General features: G+C 71.1%; 14 protein-coding genes. 2 read left to right on the top strand and 12 right to left on the bottom strand.

Annotated elements, in window-relative coordinates:
- Positions 1–79: 79 nt before the first annotated feature.
- The 12 genes from ACERZO_RS07750 to ACERZO_RS07695 form a co-directional block, all read right to left on the bottom strand.
- Positions 80–1,444, bottom strand: a complete 1,365-nt coding sequence (locus tag ACERZO_RS07750) for a glycoside hydrolase family 28 protein (RefSeq protein WP_372663737.1) — start codon at positions 1,442–1,444, stop codon at positions 80–82.
- 156 nt (positions 1,445–1,600) lie between these two features.
- On the bottom strand, positions 1,601–2,158 hold the full coding sequence (locus ACERZO_RS07745; RefSeq protein ID WP_372663735.1) for a hypothetical protein: 558 nt from the start codon (positions 2,156–2,158) through the stop codon (positions 1,601–1,603).
- 78 nt (positions 2,159–2,236) lie between these two features.
- Positions 2,237–4,201: a thioredoxin domain-containing protein gene (locus ACERZO_RS07740; protein WP_372663733.1), complete on the bottom strand. Its 1,965-nt coding sequence runs from the start codon at positions 4,199–4,201 to the stop codon at positions 2,237–2,239.
- Between the two features lie 22 nt (positions 4,202–4,223).
- On the bottom strand, positions 4,224–4,946 hold the full coding sequence (locus ACERZO_RS07735) for a hypothetical protein (protein ID WP_372663731.1): 723 nt from the start codon (positions 4,944–4,946) through the stop codon (positions 4,224–4,226).
- Positions 4,946–6,085, bottom strand: a complete 1,140-nt coding sequence (locus ACERZO_RS07730) for a hypothetical protein (protein WP_372663729.1) — start codon at positions 6,083–6,085, stop codon at positions 4,946–4,948. The genes ACERZO_RS07735 and ACERZO_RS07730 overlap by 1 nt, the downstream gene beginning before the upstream one ends.
- Before the next feature lies 1 nt (position 6,086).
- Positions 6,087–7,355: a hypothetical protein gene (locus ACERZO_RS07725; protein ID WP_372663727.1), complete on the bottom strand. Its 1,269-nt coding sequence runs from the start codon at positions 7,353–7,355 to the stop codon at positions 6,087–6,089.
- A 16-nt stretch (positions 7,356–7,371) separates the two neighbouring features.
- Complete coding sequence (locus ACERZO_RS07720; RefSeq protein ID WP_372663725.1) at positions 7,372–8,244, bottom strand: phage distal tail protein; 873 nt, start codon at positions 8,242–8,244, stop codon at positions 7,372–7,374.
- Positions 8,245–10,044, bottom strand: coding sequence for a phage tail protein (locus ACERZO_RS07715; protein ID WP_372663723.1), 1,800 nt, complete (start codon positions 10,042–10,044; stop codon positions 8,245–8,247). It abuts the gene before it with no gap.
- A gap of 14 nt (positions 10,045–10,058) precedes the next feature.
- Positions 10,059–10,208, bottom strand: a complete 150-nt coding sequence (locus ACERZO_RS07710) for a hypothetical protein (RefSeq protein ID WP_372663721.1) — start codon at positions 10,206–10,208, stop codon at positions 10,059–10,061.
- A 59-nt stretch (positions 10,209–10,267) separates the two neighbouring features.
- Positions 10,268–10,684, bottom strand: a complete 417-nt coding sequence (locus ACERZO_RS07705) for a hypothetical protein (RefSeq protein ID WP_372663719.1) — start codon at positions 10,682–10,684, stop codon at positions 10,268–10,270.
- The gene (locus tag ACERZO_RS07700) at positions 10,681–11,157 is read right to left on the bottom strand and encodes a phage tail tube protein (protein WP_372663717.1); all 477 of its coding nucleotides are present in this window, start codon (positions 11,155–11,157) and stop codon (positions 10,681–10,683) included. Before ACERZO_RS07700 ends, ACERZO_RS07705 begins: the two co-directional genes overlap by 4 nt.
- A 48-nt stretch (positions 11,158–11,205) precedes the next feature.
- Positions 11,206–11,628 carry a minor capsid protein gene (locus ACERZO_RS07695; RefSeq protein WP_372663715.1) on the bottom strand — a complete coding sequence of 141 codons (423 nt, stop codon included), beginning with the start codon at positions 11,626–11,628 and terminating at the stop codon, positions 11,206–11,208.
- Positions 11,629–11,751: 123 nt separating this feature from the next.
- Here ACERZO_RS07695 and ACERZO_RS07690 point away from each other — a divergent pair, with 123 nt between their 5' ends.
- Both ACERZO_RS07690 and ACERZO_RS07685 read left to right on the top strand, forming a co-directional pair.
- Positions 11,752–13,119, top strand: a complete 1,368-nt coding sequence (locus ACERZO_RS07690) for a 3' terminal RNA ribose 2'-O-methyltransferase Hen1 (RefSeq protein ID WP_372663713.1) — start codon at positions 11,752–11,754, stop codon at positions 13,117–13,119.
- Positions 13,116–15,608: a polynucleotide kinase-phosphatase gene (locus tag ACERZO_RS07685; RefSeq protein ID WP_372663711.1), complete on the top strand. Its 2,493-nt coding sequence runs from the start codon at positions 13,116–13,118 to the stop codon at positions 15,606–15,608. The genes ACERZO_RS07690 and ACERZO_RS07685 overlap by 4 nt, the downstream gene beginning before the upstream one ends.
- Positions 15,609–15,743 lie beyond the last annotated feature (135 nt).

Here is a 15,743-nt window from a genome sequence, read left to right as displayed (position 1 = left end):
GCTACCTCCGGAAAGGACTGACGGCAGGCTTCCTACTCGTTGGTAGTAAGCCTGCCGCAGCCGCGCCGATCGCGCAGGTTCAGATCGGCCTGCCGTTGACCGTCACGTTCGTGAACTTGGCGTTGTCCACGTACTTCAGCGTGTTCGACGTGTCGGACACGCCCTCAAACGTGGAGTTCGCCACGGTGAACCCGTGCACGTGGGCGTTCGACAACCCGCTGACGTCGAACGTCTTGCCCACGATCTTCGTGCTCGAGCAGTTGCCGATCGTGAACGGCCCGAACGACGGGACGTAGCTCCCAGTCTGGCTGTTGTAGGTCGACGTCACGTACACGAAGTTCCTCGCGAAGGTGCCGGAAACACTGTCGAGGTTGATGTTCTCCGAGAACCCGCCACGCAGCGTGTTCGACTTCACGTACAGCGCGAACTTCGTGTCCCCCTTCACGGTGAGCCGGTACGCGTAGACGTTCCGGATGCCGCCGGTCTGCTCGCTGCCGCAGGTGATCGCGCCCCAGTTGCCGTTCATCACGCAGTTCACGACGACGAGGTTCTGGCACGGGACGTTCACCCGCCGCCCGTCGGCGTCGCGGCCGGACTTGATCGCGATGTTGTCGTCGTGCGCGCCGAGGGTGCAGTTCGCGATGACGACGTGGTCGCACGACTCGGGGTCGCAGCCGTCGGTGTTGGAGTGCGCGGTGCTGGAATCGGTGCTGACGCCGTCGACGGTGACGTTGCGGCACAGCGTCGGGTGCAGCTGCCAGAACATGGAGTTCTTCAGCGTGACGCCTTGGAGCAGCACGTTCTCGCAGGCGTACGGCTCGACGAACGCCGAGCGCATGGTGTGCCCGGACCCCGGCACGACGCGCTTCTCCGGCGGGGTTCCCTTGGCCACCAGCGTTTCCAGGTAGGCGCGGTCGCTGCCCTTGTTCCACGACGACGTCGCCGCCGCGTCGAGCGTGCCGCTGCCGGTCAGGCCGATGTTCTTCTGCCCGTGGGCGTAGATCATCGGCGACCGGTTGACGCATTCGATGCCCTCGTAGCGCGTCAGCACGTTCGGGAACTTCGAGGCGTCGCCGCTGAACTTGAGCACCGCGCCCTTCTCCAGGTGCAGGTCGACGCCGCTCTTCAGGTGGATCGCGCCGGTGAGGAAGGTGCCGCCGGGCACGACCACGTGGCCGCCGCCGGCCGCGGCGCAGGCGGCGATCGCTTTGCCGATCGCCGCGGTGTTGTCGGTCTTGCCGTCGTTCTTCGCGCCGTAACCGGTGATCGGGAAGCTCCGGTCCGGGAAGGTGGGGATGGTGGTGGCCGCCACGATGTCGTTCGCCGCCGGCCACGGGAGGGTGGGAACGTCGACGCGGTAGCGGCGCTCGAGCGGGATCGCCGGTACGAGGGAAACCGCGAGCGTGCCCTTGATCAGCTGCCGCCGGGTGAACCTGCCGTCCATGGACGCCTTCCTTCACGGGAAAGACCACTGCGACGGCGGAACCACGGCACGGACCGTGGCACGACGAACTCTAGGCGTGCACCCGGGTCCAGGCCAAGACCGTCGTGAGTGAGAAACAGGGTCAGAACCCTGTTTCTCACTCACGACAGCTGTGGGTCAGGCCAGGTCGGGCCCCTTGGAGCGCAGGTCGTCGACCTTGCTCATCGCTTCCCGCAGGTCGCCCAGCCAGCTGTCCGCGTGCTCGCCCACCAGCCGGACCGCCCACGCCAGCGCGTCCGAGCGCGAACGGGCCACGCCCGCGTCCACCAGCGTGTCCAGCACCAGGCGCTCCGGCTGGCGAAGCCGGGTCATCACCGGCGCCGAATGCGTCGTGAACAACGCCTTCGTGCCGCCCAGCTTCGCGCCCCACGCCACCTTGCGCTGGTAGCGGTGCTCCGCCTGCCTCGCGATCTCGATGCGCTCGTCGCGCGTCTCCTCGCGGTAGCGGCTGATGCGGCCCTCCTCGGCCGCCGCGCGGGCCGCGTCGTCCGCGTACTCCTCCGTCAGCGCCGGGAGCTCGCCGACCACGATGATCTCCTCGCGGTCGACCGTCACCTCCGGGGCGCCGGTGAACCAGCCGTCGGGCAGGCGCCCGCCGAACCAGGCCGCCGCGTCGTCCGCCGGGGGCACTTCCGCCTGCTGCCAGCCTCGGCTACCTCGCCAGCCTCGTCCCATGGTCGCCACCTCCGCGATTACATGATTACAACGCTACTGACGCTACGCCGAATACCGGTGGAACAGCAGGTCGTTCACTCAGAGCTGAGCCGCCAGCTCCTCGGCGGAGGTCACCGGCCGGTCGCACACGTACCCGCGGCAGACGTACGCCGCGGGCGAGCCGGCCACCAGCGGCCGGTCCGCCAGCAGCGGGACGCCCGGCGCGTCCGGCTCGCCGGCCAGCACGATGCCGCCGCCGTGCACGCCCCGCGCCGCGGCCAGCCGCAACGCCGGGTCCGCGCCGACCACCGCCACCTGCACCGGGCCGGCATGGGCCGCCTCGGCCACCGACAGCCAGTGCCCGGCGAACCGCGGCACGCGCGCGGCCAGCACGCCGACCCGCCGGATCGCCTGCTCGGCGGCCTCGCGGTACCGCGAGGAATCGTGGCCGGCCAGCGCCGACGCCGTCAGCAGCGCCCCCGCCAGCGCGGACGCCCCGGCCGGGCTCGCGTTGTCGCCCGGGTCGGCCGGGCGCTGGACCAGCGCCTCGGCGTCGTCGGCGGTGTCGAAGTACGCGCCCGGGACGTCCGGGGACGCGAAGTGCGCCAGCGCCAGGTCCAGCAGCCGGGTCGCTTCCGTGAGCCACTTCGCGTCCCCGGTCGCCTGGTGCAGGGCGAGGAACCCGTCGGCGACGCAGGCGTAGTCCTCCAGCACCCCGGCCGACTCGCCGACGACGCCGTCGCGCGAACTGCGTCGCAACCGGCCGTCGACGACGTGCACCCGCAGCAGCAACTCGGCCACCGAGACCGCCCAGTCGATCCACTGTGGACGATCCAGCGCGACCCCCGCCTCGGCCAGCGCCGTGATCGCCAGGCCGTTCCAGGACGCGATCACCTTGTCGTCACGCCCCGGCTGCGGCCGCTTCGCCCGCGCCTCCAGGAGCTGGACGCGCAGGGATTCCGGCAGGTCGCCGAACAAGCGCAACGTCGAGGCGCCCTCCTCGAACGTCCCCTCTTCGGTGACACCGAACAACGAAGCCGCGGAGTCGTCGCCGACCACCTCACGCAGCTGTTCCGGCGTCCAGACGTACGTCAGGCCTTCGACGCCGTCGGTGTCCGCGTCCAGCGAAGACGCGAAGCCGTCCTCGGGCGTGCGCAAGGCGTCGAAGAGGAACTGCGCCGTCCCCGATGTGACGCGCAGCGCCGTCGCCGAACCGGTCCGCCGCCACAGGTGGGCGTAGAACCGCAGCAGCAACGCGTTGTCGTACAACATCTTCTCGAAGTGCGGCACGATCCACTCGGCGTCCACGGAGTACCGCGCGAAACCGCCCGCCAGCTGGTCGTACAGCCCGCCGCGGGCCATCGCCTCGGCCGTCTGGTCCACAAGGGACAGCGCGACCGCAGAACCCGTGCGCTCGTGGTGGCGCAGCAGGAACTCCAGCACCATCGACGGCGGGAACTTCGGCGCCCGGCCGAAGCCGCCGTTGACCGGGTCCGCCTCCTGCTGCAGCTTCGCGACCGCGCCGGCGAGCACAGCTTCGTCCACAATGGACTCTTGAAGGGGGCCGGTCTGCTCGGCGATGTGCGCGACGATCTGCTTCGCGCCGTCCAGGAGTTCGACCGGCCGCTCCCCCCACGCCTCGGCGACGGCGGTCAGGAGCTGCCGGAACGACGGCATGCCCGGCCGTGGCGACGGCGGGTAGTAGGTGCCGCAGTGGAACGGCTCGCCGTCCGGGGTCAGGAAGCACGTCATCGGCCAGCCGCCCTGCCCGGTCATCGCCTGCGTGGCCGCCATGTACACGGCGTCGATGTCCGGCCGCTCCTCGCGGTCCACCTTGATGTTGACGAAGTGCTCGTTCATCACGGCGGCGGTTTCCGCGTCTTCGAACGACTCGTGCGCCATGACGTGGCACCAGTGGCACGCCGCGTACCCCACGGAAAGCAGGATCGGCACGTTCCGCCGGCGCGCCTCGGCCAGCGCGTCGGGACCCCACTGCCACCAGTCGACCGGGTTGCCCGCGTGCTGGAGCAGGTACGGGCTGGTCGCGCTCGCGAGACGGTTCATGCCCCCCAGCGTAGGTCCGGGCTCAGGTCTGGCGCTGGACGGCGTCCATCGCGACCGCGTAGACGTTGCCGGACCCGCTGCTGCGGCGCCAGTTCACCGCGACCCGCACCTCGCCGTCGTACGGCTGGCCGGGCAGGGCGTACGGCCCGCGGTAGTTGCGGCCGAGGCCCGGCCCGAGCGTCCACGAAGCGGCGACCCGCGAGTTCCCGTGCGAGTCGGTGATGACGATCTGGCCCTCTCCGTTCGTCGCGTTGTCGCAGCCTTCGACGGTGAACAGCTGGATGAACGGGTGGGTCTTCGGGAAGTTCGCCTCCCAGACCGTTTCGAACGACGCGTTGGTCACCGACGGCATGTTCGCGAACCGCACCTGCTCGAACGACACCGGGATCCACGGCCGGGCGAGGCCGGACCCGGACGCGGCGTCGTCGGAGGCGACGATGCTGCTGTTGCCGTCGGTCAGCGCCCAGAACTGCCGCCCGCTGTCGGTCGTGTAGGTGTACATCACGTCCGAGCCGCCGTCGCGGCGGATCCGGATGATCTGCTTGCCGTCGCCGCCCGGCCCGAAGTAGAGGATGGTGTGCCCGTCGGCGTCGACCATCCGGATCACGCCGTTGTCCTGCACGGTGAACGTGCCGCCGGAGATGGTCGCGTTGCCGATGCCGACGCGCTTGCGCAGCTCGTCGACCTCCCGGCGCAGCGCGACGACCTGGTCGACGATGCTGGACGGCTGGTTGATCTGTGCCATCAGGCCACGTCCTCCAACAGGGGGTTCATGGTCAGGACCACGCCTTCGCGCCCGTCGTCGCCGACAGTGACGTCGAGCGCGACGATCCGCATCAGCGTGTCGATCCCGCCGGCGTGGAAGTCGTCCTTGATGATCACCCGGGCGTCGTCGCCCATCCCGATCTCGGCGACGGTCGGCGGGAGTCCACCGTGGACGGTCAGCGTCGGCAGCACGACCGGCAGCCGGCTCACCGCCTGGTCCGACAGCGCGTGCGAGGCCAGCTGGTCCGGGTCGGTGACCGAGCTGTAGCCGTACTCGGTCTCCAGCAGCGGCCAGCCGTCCCGGTAGCGGTCGCGGTCCTCCGCGACGGCGACGAGCATGCCGCTCTCGATCCCGTCGCCGGAGGCGAACGTCCGGGTGGCCATCCGGGTGCCGTCCGACGGCCAGCCGTAGCCGAGCAGGTTCCCGCCGTACTCCCAGACGTGCGCCGAGCCCTGCTGCCCGAGCCGCGGCGTGCCGAGCCGGAGCAGCCGCGTCGGCCGGCCGTCGCGGTCGGGCGGGCCGACGTCGAACATCATGTCCGGGCCGTCGTAGAGCTGGGAGAGCTTGCGCAGCGCGTCGCCGACGCTCGCGTTCTGGTAGCCGAAGTACGTCCGGTCGAGCCGGATGCCGGAGAGCTCGCGGTCGGGGAACGTGACGCCGATGTCGCCGCCGGGGTGGGACTGGGCCAGCGTGACCAGGTTGCGCGCGATCGTGTTCTGGTCGGTGTTCTTCCACTCGACCTTCTGCCGGGCCACGAAGTGCGGGTCGTCGAACGCGGCAGCCGGGAGCACCGGCAGCACCTTGCGGTGCTCGAAGTACGACCAGAAGTCCCCGCACCCCAGGGAGATCTGCTGCGAGCCCGAGTCGAACTTCCGCGTCCACACCAGCCCGCCCCACACCGGGCGGCTGTCGCGCAGCACGTAGACCACGCGGCGGCCCGGCGTGCTCAGGTCGTACGGGTCGATCGCGCTGATCCGCGCGTCGCCCAGGCTCAGCGTCGCCGACAGCGTCCCGGACGCGCCGAGCTTCTTCGAGTACTTGACGCCGGTGAGCGGCACCTCGGCCAGCGTCCGGTTCGTCATGAGGTCGGCGATCAGGTAGGTGTGGACGGGGTCCATCTCAGGCCCGCAGCCAGGTCAGCGAGACGTGGTTGACGTTGGCCCAGCCCGTGTCGTGGGTCCGGTTCGCGCTGTCGCTCCAGAAGACCACGCTCACCGTCGCCCCGGCGTTGAAGAAGTTCGTCGTGGCGGTGCTCATCGTGCCCGGCGAGGTGGCGAACCAGCGCGACATCGTGTTCGCGTACCGGATCTCGACGTTGGCACCGTCGGTGATCGCCATGTAGGTGTGGTACTCGCCGGAGCCCAGCGGGGCGGTCGTGCGGAAGCTGGCGGTGATGGTCCAGATCCCGGCCCGGTTGAGCGTGAACACGTCGTTGCTCGCCGAGGTCGTGACGTCCGGCGACCCGTAGACCATGGTCGGGAACCGGCTCCGGGTGTTCGCCTGCACCGGGAAGGTCTGCACGTTGCCGCGGACCTCGTAACGGGCCTCGTGCCGGGTGGCCGTCGGAGTGGTGCCGATCGCGCCGCCGCCCGTCGCGACCGAGCCGATCCAGTCCGCGCCGTTCCACCGGTAGACCAGGTTGTCCTGCGTGCTGAACACGAGCTGGCCGGGCAGCGGGTCGGTGACCATCGCGCGGATGTCGGCCAGCGACGTGCACACGGGGATGCTCGGCACCCGCCACTTCTCGCCGTCGTTGATCTCCAGCCAGCGGCGGTCCTGCCGGTAGGTGGTGAGGCCGTTGTAGCTGTGGGTGCCGTTGCGGTCATCGACGCCCTTACTCGGCATGACCCCGCCGAGCCCGACCACCCAGCCGGGCCGGCGGTCCTGGATCTGCTCCGGGGCGATCGACTTGGCGCCGGCCGGGATCCGCACGCTCGCCAGCAGCATGTAGTCGCCGGTGGGGGTCGGCTCCTGCGACGTCGTCGGGTCGCCGACGATCTGCTTGACCACGAACCCGTTGGTCGTGTCGCCGTAGAACTTGTCCGTCTGCTGCGCGACGATCAGGTCGATCCGCGCGTTGGACGAGTGCGCCGGGTTGTCCTTGAGCAGGTCCAGCGTCTTCACGGCGTCCAGCGTCTGCACGTAGCTGCCGACCCCGCGGCTCGCGCGCATGAACATCTGGAACGGCTGCACGGTCACCGTCGCGTCCGGCGTCGGCGACGCCGCCGCTACCTTGCCGGGATCGCCGTTCGCCGGCCGGATGCCGTTGCGGGACAGCACCGGGCTCGGGCCGGACTGCACGGCCGCGCTCACCGCCAGCCGCGCGTCTTCGGTGGTGATGACGCCGTTCGGCGAGTCGGACACGGCCCACGAGTTGCGCTCGGCCATGGTTTTCCCCCTCGAGTCAGATGATGGCGTGCCGCCAGCGCCCGGTGAGCGACGCCTTCGGGTCGTAGGACGCGGCGGTGAAGTCGACCTGGACCGCGGCGTTCGCGGGGATCGGGAACCAGCCGCGGGTGAGCAGCTTGTCGCTCCGGTTGACGCCGTTGAGCAGCACCGTCCGCGCGTCGGTGTCGATGGTCAGCACCTGCTCGTCCCCGACGGTGAAGGTGTTGTCGAACACCAGCCGTTCGCCGGTGTCGCGGTTGGCGATCACCGGGCCGGTGACCGGGCCGCGGATCTCCCACACCGGCCAGCTGGCCGCGCCGCCGGAGTTGACCGCGCGCAGCCGGCCGCCCTGCTTGCCCTGCCCGAACACCAGCGGGAAGGTCAGCGGGAACGGCAGCCCGTCGGCCGGGGGCGACGGCAGCGCGGTGACGTCGCGCTGCTCGGCGACCGAGTACAGCCGCGGATCCGTGGCCTGCCACTGGATCGCGCCGGTCGTGTAGCCGAGCGCGTAGTACTTCTCGACGTTGATCGTCCGCCGGACGCACCGGGCGTTGGAAAGCCAGCTCTCGCCGTCGAGCCGGACGACGAGCGGCTCCTCCAGCGGCCGTTCCGCCGGCGCGGTGATCGTCCGCAGCGTCGTGACGACCGCGCCGAAGTCCGCCACCGGCACGCCCTTGACCAGGTACGACAACGTGACCGTGCGCTGCCCGGCCAGCTGGTTGCCCTGGAACCCGCCGTGGCGGCCGGGCCGGTCGGGGTTGTCGGCGCGCATCTCCGGCAGGTCGAGCCAGCCCTCCAGCTTCGTCATCCGGAACGGGCTGCCCGAGCCGAGCAGCGTGCCCCGCCACTCCAGCTGGCCGTCGGCGGTGATCAGGTCCCCCGCGCTCACTCAGCCACCCCCTCGGGACATCCAGTCCAGGTCGCCCGCGATGTCGGCCGGGGTCTGGCTGGGCGTGGCGTGGAAGTTCTCGATGTGCACCACGGCCCGCTCCGGCCGGGTCGCGTCCGCCGCGAAGCCGGCGCCGGCGAGGGCCGGGACCCGCGGGGCCGCGAGGTCGTCGAGCCGGCTCGCCACCAGGCCGGCCAGCTGGGTGGACGCCCTCGCCACCGCGCCACTGGTCTGCTCGATGCCCTGCGCGAGCCCGAGCGGCACCCAGCGGCCGAGCTCGGCCGCCACCTTCGACGGCGAGTTGATGCCGAGGATCGACTTGATCGGGCCGGGGATGATGTCCTTGATCAGCCCGATGATCTTGTCCTTGATCCAGTTCGCCGCGTTCTTGAGGCCGTTCCAGAGCCCTTCGAGGATCGACGCGCCGACGTCGAGCAGCAGGTTGCCGAGGTTGCCCAGCGCGCGCAGGATCATCCCGGGCAGGCCACCGAGCCAGGACACCAGCTCGCCGAGCTTGCCGACGGCGCCATTGAAGATCGAGCCGAACCAGCCCATGACCATGCCGGGCAGCTGGCCGAGCCAGCCGATCGCGGCCATTACGCCGTTGATCGCGACCTGGATCGCCGAGACGATCGCGTTCCACACCATCTTGAGGAAGTCCCAGATGGCCTGGAAGGCGGCCTTGGTCCAGGCGACGATGGTGTCCCAGTTGGCGATGATCAACGCGACGAGCCCGACGACGGCGGCGATGATGATCGGGATCGGCCCCATGGCGAGGAGCCAGGCCGCGGCCATCTTGGCGGCGGCGATCAGTGACTCGACACCCATCATCACCCACGCGGCGACGACCTGGGCGGCGCTGGCCAGCGCGCTGAGCCCCATCAGCGCCCACTGGGCGACGGTCACCGCGACCTGCGCGACGAACTGCGCGACCGTGACGACCGCTTGCACCCCCGTCATCACCCAGGCGGCGACGACCTGCGCCGCGCTGGCCAACGCGGTCACGCCCATCGACACCCAGCCCGCGATCTTCGTCGCCACCTGCGTGAGGAACTGCGCGGTCTGCGTCTCGCCCGCGACGGTCATCATCACCCAGGCGGCGACCGTCTGGGCGGCGGACGCGAGCGCGGCCCAGCCCATCACGCCCCACTGGAAGGCCGCGGCGACCCCCGCGGCCACGGACTTCGCGGCGCTCCACGTCGCCTGCGCGGACATGGCTATCCACGCCCCGACGGCGGTGGCTCCCGAGGCCACCGCCCCGGCTGCCATCGTGGCGAACGAAGCGACCATCCCGGCCGCGGCTATCGCGGCCTGGATCCCGACTTGGACCAGCGCGGGCAAGAAGAACGTGAGGAGCGTGCCGCCGATGATCATGATCGGTGTCTTGTTCGCGGCTATCCAGTTGCCGAGGCTCTGGAAGGCCGGGACGACCGTGCCCGTGATGAACCCCGACACCGCGGCGAGCGCGGGCTGGAAGTTCTGGGAGATGAAGCCGAGCGCCGCGTTCAGCCCGGCTTGGATTCCCTGGCCCAGCAACGCGATCACGGGTCCGCTGAGGATGGACAGCAAGCCGCCGCCCAGTGCCGTCGCGGCCTGGATCCCGATGCTCGCGGCGGTGCCGACCACCGGTCCGTGCGATTTGCTCAGCCGATCCGATACCCCCGCGCCCCATTCGTCGGCGCTCTTGAGCATGTTGTTCTTGGCTTCGTCGAACTTCTTCTGCATCTCGCCGAGCACGGCCTTGAACTGCTCGTCGTTGATGCTCAGGTTCGCGGTGAAGTCCCCGACCGTCAACGCCATCGCACACCCCCTCCCTACAGGTTGCCGATCACCGAGCGGGCCGTCTCCCCGTCGACCTCGACCGGCTCGTCCTTGGTCACCTGGCGCCACACGCTTTCCGGCGACAGCCCGGAAACGAGCGCGGCGAACTCCCACCAGGACAGGCCGGCGTCGAGGTCGGCCATCAGGTCGCGGCCGTACTCGCGCCGCCAGTCCGCGTAGAGCAGCCGCCAGTGGCGCAGGATCAGGCGGATGGCGTGTTCGCCGTCGCCCCCGCCACGCTCGCCGCGGGGGCCTGCCCGTTTCCCGGGGCCTGCTGGCGGTTCTGGTAGAGCTGCTGGCACGTGCCCAGGACGTCGGGCAGGTCGTCGATCTCCAGGCCGCGGTTGAGGATGTCGACCAGGTTCTGCTCGCCCAGCAGCGCCGACAGCATGTCGAACGCCTCTTCGGCGCTGACCTCGTCGGTGGCGGACCGGCCGTTCTTGCGCGCGGACACCGCGAACAGGATCAGCTTGGCGGGCAACGAATGCGGCAGCGTGTAGACCTTGCCGAGGATGCGGATGCGCGGCGCCACGCGGGCCGCCTTGCGCTCGCGCCAGGCTTCGTCGAAGTCGTAGTCGACGGTGAGCTGGTCGTCGGCGATGCCGGTCGGCTCGGTCATTCGCCGTCCTCCGCCACGCTCGCGCTGACGGCGACGGTGGTCGACGGGCCGGACCGGGTGACCGTGGCGACCCAGGCGTACTTGTCGTTGTTGCCGCCGCCGTGCTCGCCGAGGCTGAAGGTCGCGTTCCAGACCTTCCACTGCGTGTCCACCGGGTGCCGGAAGCGGATCTTGCCGACGCTGGCGAACCCGACCTGCGTGGCCAGCGCTTCGACGCGGGCCTGCCCCGGGTCCTGCGCGCCGTTCGCGGGGTCCTTCAGCAGGAACCCCTCCAGGGCGAGCGTCGCGCCGCGCTGGATGACCTCCTGCTCGTAGTTGCCCGCCGAGTCGAACGTCGTGGTGTCGACGACCTCTTCGTTCTCGCCGGCGTTGGGCACGGCGGAGTTGAGGCCCCCGATCGGCGTCCAGGTGGTGCCGTTCGTCTCGGCGACCTGGATGATGATGTCGCGGGCGTTGATCTTGACAGTGGGCATCGGCGCTCCCCTCCTCGGTACTGCTTGTGCGGTGCGGAAAAGCGTGTCTCAGGCGCGGTTGCCGACGGGCCGGTGCAGCTCCATCCGCAGCGCGACGGACCATTCGTCGCGGTCGCCCGCGTCCCGGCCGACGTAGACCGGGCCGGCCTGCGTGCCGACGCTGGAGACGAGCCACGTGTTCCCGGGCAGCCGCCGGTTTCCCAGCCCGTGCACGGCGTCGTAGACGGCCTGGGCCTTCGCCTCGGCCGCGACGGCGTTCTTCGGGGTGCCGCGCACGCGGATCTGGACCACGGGTTCGTCGTAGGGGAGCCGCGCGTCGGACTCGACGCCGGGAAGCCGGCTCAGCGCGAGAGCCGCGTCCGGAGTGGCCGGCATCGCGAGCAGGAAGATGTCGCCGCCCGCGCCGCCCGGTTCGTAGCTCCCCAGCCCCAATTCCTCAAGCAGCGCAGCGACTTCTTCGAGAATCGTCACATTGGCCCCCCGGCCGCTCCCCCAGTGCTGACGCCAGCTTGCCCGACGTCCGAAGGATCGTCAACTGTCCGTTTCTGCCAAAAACCGGGCGCGCCGGGACCGGCCGTCGTCCACACTGGGCAGGTGCTGCTGACGATCACGACGACCCGGAACCCCGCCACCGACTTGGGTTTTCTCCTCCACAAGCATCCGGAGAAGGCCCAGCAGGTCGCGCTCTCGGCCGGGACCGCGCACGTCTTCTACCCGGAAGCGGCCGAAAACCGTTGTACCGCCGCGTTGTTCGTCGAGATCGACCCGGTCGGGCTCGTCCGCGGCGGCGGGACTTCGCTGACCCAGTACGTCAACGACCGGCCGTACGCGGGCGGCTCGTACCTCGCGGTCGCGCTGCGGGCCGCGTTCACCACCGCGCTCGCGGGGCGCTGCTCGGCGCGTCCGGAACTCGTCGACGAGCCTTTCGACTTGGAGATCCGCGTGCCGTCGCTGTCCGCGCGCGGCGGAGCCGAGGTCGTGCACAAGTTGTTCGAGCCGCTCGGCTGGCGCGTCTCGACCGCGCCGATCCCGCTCGACCCGGAATTCCCGGAGTGGGGCGAGAGCCGTTATGCCGACCTGTCGCTCGCCGGCACCCACCGGGTCGTCGACGCGCTCCGGCACCTCTACGTGCTGCTGCCCGCGCTCGACGGCGGCAAGCACTACTGGGTCGGCCAGGACGAGGCCGACAAGCTGCTGCGCGCCGGCGACGGCTGGCTCGCCGAGCACCCCGAGCGGACGCTCATCACCAACCGCTACCTCGACCGGCGGCGGCCGGTCGTGCGCTACGCGCTTTCGCGGCTGGCCGAGGCCGACGACGTCCCGGCCGACGCCGAGGCGCTCGTCACCGAGGTCCCGGACCGCCCGGAGCCGCTGGCGACGCAGCGCCACGGCAGCGTGCTCGCCGCGTTGCGGGCGGCCGGCGCGCGGCGCGTGCTCGACCTCGGCTGCGGGAGCGGCGCGCTGCTGCGCGTCCTCGAGAAGGACCGGTCGTTCACCGAGATCGTCGGCGTCGACGTCTCCGCGAGCGCCCTCGACGTCGCCGAGAAGCGGCTGAAGGAGCACTCCCGCGTCACGCTCCGGCAGTCCGCGCTCACCTACGCCGACCCGGCGCTGGCCGGCTACGACGCCGCGGTGCTGATGGAGGTCGTCGAACACGTCGACCCGGAGCGGCTGCCGGCCCTGGAGCACGCGGTGTTCGGGGTCGCGGCGCCGCGCACGGTGCTCGTCACGACGCCGAACGCGGAGTACAACCGGCTGTTCGAGTTCCTGCCGATGGGGCATTTCCGGCACGCCGACCACCGGTTCGAATGGACCCGAGCCGAGTTCCGCGCCTGGGCGGACGGCGTCGCGACCCGGCGTGGCTACGAGGTCCGGTACGTGCCGATCGGACCGGTGGACCAGGAATCGGGACCGCCGACCCAGATGGCGGTCTTTTCGACCAGTGAGGAGGTGGCCGCGTGAAGCTGACCGTCCCCGACATGGCGCTCGTCGTGCTCGTCGGCGCTTCCGGCTCCGGCAAGTCGACCTTCGCGCGCACGCACTTCGCGCCGACACAGGTGCTATCCAGCGACTTCTTCCGCGGGCTCGTCGCCGACGACGAAAACGACCAGTCCGCGTCGGCCGAGGCCTTCGACGCGCTGCACTACGTCGCGGGGAAGCGGCTCGCGGCCGGCCGGATGACCGTGATCGACGCGACGAACGTCCAGCGCGCTTCGCGGGCGAGCCTGGTGAAGCTCGCGAAGGAGCACGACGTGCTCCCGACGGCGATCGTGCTCGACCTGCCGCTGTCCGTGTGCGTCGCGCGCAACGCCGGCCGGCCCGACCGCGACTTCGGCGACCACGTGGTCCGGCGGCAGCGCGGCGAGCTGCAGCGCTCGCTGAAGTCGTTGGAGCGCGAGGGTTTCCGGCGCGTGCACGTGCTGCGCGGCGAGGCCGAGGTCGCCGACGCGGAGATCGTCGTCGAGCCGCTGCGCAACGACAAGCGCGACCTGACCGGGCCGTTCGACGTGATCGGCGACGTCCACGGCTGCGCGGCCGAGCTCGAGGAGCTGCTGGCCGAGCTGGGGTACGCCGACGGCGTCCACCCGGACGGCCGGACGGCGGTGTTCGTCGGCGACCTCGTCGACCGCGGCCCGGACACGCCTGGTGTGCTGCGGCGCGTGATGGGGATGGCCGCGGCCGGGAGCGCGCTGGTCGTCTGCGGGAACCACGAGCAGAAGCTGGTGCGCGCGCTGCACGGGCGGAAGGTCAACGCCGCCCACGGGCTCGCGGAGTCGCTGGCGCAGCTCGGCGCGGAGAGCGAGGAGTTCCGCCGGGCGGCGCACGAGTTCTGCGACGGGCTGATCGCACACTACGTCCTCGACGGCGGCAACCTGGTCGTCGCGCACGCGGGGCTGCCCGAGCGCTACCACGGGCGCGCGTCCGGGCGGGTCCGGAGCATGGCGCTCTACGGCGACACGACCGGCGAGACCGACGAGTACGGCCTGCCGGTGCGGCTGCCGTGGGCGCGTGACTACCGCGGGTCCGCGATGGTCCTCTACGGGCACACGCCGACCCTGGAGCCGGAGTGGGTCAACAACACGATGTGCCTCGACACCGGGTGCGTGTTCGGCGGGAAGCTGACCGCGCTGCGCTACCCGGAGCGCGAGGTCGTCTCGGTGAAGGCGCACAAGGTCTGGTACGAGCCCGCCAAGCCGCTGGATGCTTCGCGGCCGCTGGGCGGGCGCGAGCCCGCGGTGCTCGAGCTGGCCGACGTCACCGGCAAGCGGATCGTGCAGACCGCGCACCACGGCCGCGTCGGCGTCTCGGCGGAGCAGTCGGCGGCGGCGCTGGAGGTGATGAGCCGGTTCGCGGTCGACCCGCGCTGGCTGGCCTACCTGCCGCCGACGATGGCGCCGTGTTCGACGTCGTCGCACGCCGACTACCTGGAGCACCCGGAGGAGGCGTTCGCCGAGTACCGGGCGGCCGGCGTGCAGTCGGTGGTGTGCGAGGAGAAGCACATGGGCTCGCGGGCCGTGGTGCTCGTGTGCCGGGACGACGCAGCCGGTGTCCGGCGGTTCGGCATCGACGGCGGCGGCGCGGTGTACACGCGCACCGGGCGGCCGTTCTTCTCGGCGGCGCAGAACGCTCTGCTCCTGGACGACGTACGGGCGGCGGCCGGCGGGCTCTTCGACGAGCTGAAGTCGGACTGGCTGCTGCTCGACGCCGAGCTGCTGCCGTGGAGCGCGAAGGCGGGCGGGCTGATCGCGGACCAGTACGCGTCGGTCGGCGCGGCGGCCCAGGCGGTGCTGCCGGCGGCGGTCTCGGCCCTGTCTACGGCGGCCGCGCGCGGCATCGACGTCTCGGACCTGTTGCGGCGCACGTCCCTCCGCGAGTCCACAGTGGACGCGTACCGGGCGGCGTACCGGCGGTACTGCTGGCCGACGTCGGGCCTGGAGGGCGTCCGGCTGGCACCGTTCCAGCTGCTGGCGTCGGAGGGGACGGCGTACCACGACCGGCCGCACTCGTGGCACCTCTCGGTGCTGGACCGGCTCACCGGCCCGCGGTTCCAGCGGACCCGGACGCTCACGGTGGACGTGCTGGACGACGCCTCGGTCAACCGGGGCGTCGCATGGTGGGAGGAGCTGACGGAGGCGGGCGGCGAGGGCATGGTCGTCAAGCCGTCGGCGAACCTGACCCGGGGCACGCGCGGGCTGGTCCAGCCGGGGGTGAAGGTCCGCGGGCGCGAGTACCTGCGGATCATCTACGGCCCGGACTACACGCTGCCGGAGAACCTGGAGCGGCTGCGGAAGCGGGGACTGAACCGGAAGCGGATGCTGGCGCTGCGCGAGTACGCGCTGGGCCTGGAGGCTTTGGAGCGTGTCGCGAGGGGCGAGCCGCTGTGGCGCGTCCACGAGTGCGTGTTCGCGGTGCTCGCCCTGGAGTCGGACCCGGTGGACCCACGACTCTGAACCCAGACCCCCCGCAACCCCGATCCGAAGCCAGAACACGGCCGGCGGCACCGGGTCAAGGCATCTTTCCCGCCTTGACGCGGTGCCGCCGGCCGTAGTCACAATCGGGCTTCGGGGTTGCCGCAACCAGGGAAG

It is taken from the genome of Amycolatopsis kentuckyensis (assembly GCF_041679295.1).
In the GTDB taxonomy this organism is placed as follows: Bacteria; Actinomycetota; Actinomycetes; order Mycobacteriales; family Pseudonocardiaceae; genus Amycolatopsis; species Amycolatopsis kentuckyensis_A.
The sequence above is the reverse complement of the archived record's forward strand: the minus strand, read 5'-3'. Positions and strand labels throughout refer to the sequence as shown.

Bases quoted from the DNA above. Each gene is read 5' to 3' on its own strand.
- ACERZO_RS07715 (WP_372663723.1), bottom strand. From the start codon at position 10,044: ATGGCGTTGACGGTCGGGGACTTCACCGCGAACCTGAGCATCAACGAC.
- ACERZO_RS07740 (WP_372663733.1), bottom strand. From the start codon at position 4,201: ATGAACCGTCTCGCGAGCGCGACCAGCCCGTACCTGCTCCAGCACGCG.
- ACERZO_RS07750 (WP_372663737.1), bottom strand. From the start codon at position 1,444: ATGGACGGCAGGTTCACCCGGCGGCAGCTGATCAAGGGCACGCTCGCG.
- ACERZO_RS07730 (WP_372663729.1), bottom strand. From the start codon at position 6,085: ATGGACCCCGTCCACACCTACCTGATCGCCGACCTCATGACGAACCGG.
- ACERZO_RS07725 (WP_372663727.1), bottom strand. From the start codon at position 7,355: ATGGCCGAGCGCAACTCGTGGGCCGTGTCCGACTCGCCGAACGGCGTC.
- ACERZO_RS07745 (WP_372663735.1), bottom strand. From the start codon at position 2,158: ATGGGACGAGGCTGGCGAGGTAGCCGAGGCTGGCAGCAGGCGGAAGTG.
- ACERZO_RS07700 (WP_372663717.1), bottom strand. From the start codon at position 11,157: ATGCCCACTGTCAAGATCAACGCCCGCGACATCATCATCCAGGTCGCC.
- ACERZO_RS07735 (WP_372663731.1), bottom strand. From the start codon at position 4,946: ATGGCACAGATCAACCAGCCGTCCAGCATCGTCGACCAGGTCGTCGCG.
- ACERZO_RS07705 (WP_372663719.1), bottom strand. From the start codon at position 10,684: ATGACCGAGCCGACCGGCATCGCCGACGACCAGCTCACCGTCGACTAC.
- ACERZO_RS07710 (WP_372663721.1), bottom strand. From the start codon at position 10,208: ATGGCCGACCTCGACGCCGGCCTGTCCTGGTGGGAGTTCGCCGCGCTC.